Origin of the sequence: Alicyclobacillus sp. SP_1 (assembly GCF_024706985.1) — a bacterium.
Classification (GTDB): Bacteria; Bacillota; Bacilli; order Alicyclobacillales; family Alicyclobacillaceae; genus Alicyclobacillus_I.
In genome coordinates, this window is the sequence record NZ_JAMCCX010000090.1 from 1 (window position 1) to 1981 (window position 1981).

A 1981-nucleotide genomic window follows, 5' to 3' on the forward strand; every position below is an offset into this window, starting at 1 on the left:
TCCATGGCCTACGCATACTACGCACTCAACGGCGAATACCCGACTGATTTCTCAAATCCTCCGACCGTTGAAGAACCCACCTTGACTTGCGAAGGTTCCTTTAATCCTAACGTCCCGTGCCCGTGTTCAACGAATAGCTGCAATAGTACTGCAACTTTCGTCGATGTGTGCGGATCGCAAAGCAGTTTTTTAAATAACTCCGACGTTATCTGTTGGGTAGAACAAGCATCCAAACAGGCTCGGCTCCCCATTGCATTACTCTTAGCACAATGGATTTACGAAGGAGCTTACGCCTGTACGAGCATCGCAGCACAGTGTAATAACCCAGCAAACGCCAATGCTGGCCTGTTTAATAGATGCTCGACTTCATATACCGCTTCATCCTGCACTGTATCAGGTGATAGCGGATATGCTGGTACAAATACTGGCTTGGGGGGAGCATTAATGAATGCGGATATATACAACGCAGGTTATTGTTTGGTAGCCAGCGCGTATCAAAATTCAACCCTAACATCCGGCGGAGAAGAGCTGAGATCGTATGCTGAAAGCGGTGGTTGGCCCCTCATGTCCAACAATACGTATAACGCACTGTATCAGTTAGGCAACTACAATCCTGTGTGGGCAAGTAGTCATTACGTCGCAAATTCCACGTATCTCGATGGAGCAAGTCCGACTTCTAATGTCCCTGGTTCTGGTTTGGTGTATCTGATCGGAGAGCATAATTTAGCACAATACGACTACATCTACTCGTAAGCATTAGGAAGGTCTGCCTTATCGACGGGCAGACCTTCTACCTACGGATCTTACTGATGTGCCCCTAAAAAGACCATCGAACCTGCCATTTGTTCAATTTGAGCTTGTGACACGGATTTCAAGTTTGAGCTGATGGTGATGTGGGTCTTGCCAATCCAAGTCATAAAGTAGTCGCTGAGTTTATTCGTTCCAGTTGACCTTGAATTGGGCGCGTACCAAGTACCAGTCGCTCCGTTCGAAAGTTTTACTGAATTAGTTTTGTGAATAGCCAACAGAGATGGTTGTTGACCGCCGATTCTCACTTTGAACCCGTTAAAATACAGACTCACGTATGCCCCGAATAGTGCACTCGCACCAAAATCGGCCTTGAGAAATTGCTGTCCTTGCGGAACTTGTAGGGGGACGTATATCTTTACATCTCCATCTGCAAATGTCATTTGGTTTGGGTTTCCTCTGAGTTTATTGATGGCCGTTCGAATCGTTTGGATTTGAGCGTTGGTTAAATTCAGATGTACCATTCCTGATGTTGAATAAGACGACTGTGAATGCGATTGTGATTGTGTCTTGTTGTTGCCTGTCGTTGTGGTATTGTTGGTCTGATTCTTACTAGTCGACGTGTTGTTCACTGATTCACTTGTAACGGCATTGGTATGTGATGAATGCGTTGCATTCGTTGTGGCGCTATGCTTTATATGGGTCGCAGGAGCCGAGCCTGAACTGACTCCGCCATCGGTCCCACACCCCGTCACGGTCAAGCACGTCAACGCCAGAGCAGACGCAGTGAGTCCCCAGATTCGTTTTTGCATCGTCACCACTCCTCGAAGATTATTGTATGCGGTTTCCAATCACCCGTCCACCCCCTCTAATATATCAGTTTATGGAAATGTGACAGCACCTGCAGACCGCTCCCACTCCAACCATGCCTGCATCGGCTTGTCCCACGCTGGTTCCAGGACTCGCTTTCGCTTGGCCCGGTAGGCCGCAGCAGCCGCCCGGTGCTTTGGAAGTAGGCTGCGTAGCACTGCCAACACGTTGCCTTCGTGAATGGTCATGCGCGGAGTCCTCCTATCGTCTTCTTCGCTCGGTCTCGGTCGAAGCGTGGGTGAAAGTCCGCGACATCGCGGTAGAGAGACCACCGTTAGGGCCGTGAGGGTGGCGTCTGCGGCTGCTTCACGAGGTAGAGAAGGCGATGAGGAGGGCTTGGTCGCTGGGGCATGCTTTGACGCTG

At 49.5% G+C, this 1981-nt stretch carries 3 protein-coding genes; 1 reads left to right on the top strand and 2 read right to left on the bottom strand.

The window, feature by feature from the left end:
* Positions 1-444 precede the first annotated feature (444 nt).
* On the top strand, positions 445-753 hold the full coding sequence (locus M4I36_RS15505) for a hypothetical protein (protein ID WP_258112667.1): 309 nt from the start codon (positions 445-447) through the stop codon (positions 751-753).
* Between the two features lie 50 nt (positions 754-803).
* On the opposite strand, the gene M4I36_RS15510 is transcribed toward M4I36_RS15505, so the two are convergent.
* Both M4I36_RS15510 and M4I36_RS15515 read right to left on the bottom strand, forming a co-directional pair.
* On the bottom strand, positions 804-1559 hold the full coding sequence (locus M4I36_RS15510) for a hypothetical protein (RefSeq protein ID WP_258112668.1): 756 nt from the start codon (positions 1557-1559) through the stop codon (positions 804-806).
* A gap of 69 nt (positions 1560-1628) precedes the next feature.
* The coding region (locus tag M4I36_RS15515; protein WP_258112669.1) for a hypothetical protein at positions 1629-1981 on the bottom strand (353 nt) is incomplete at its 5' end.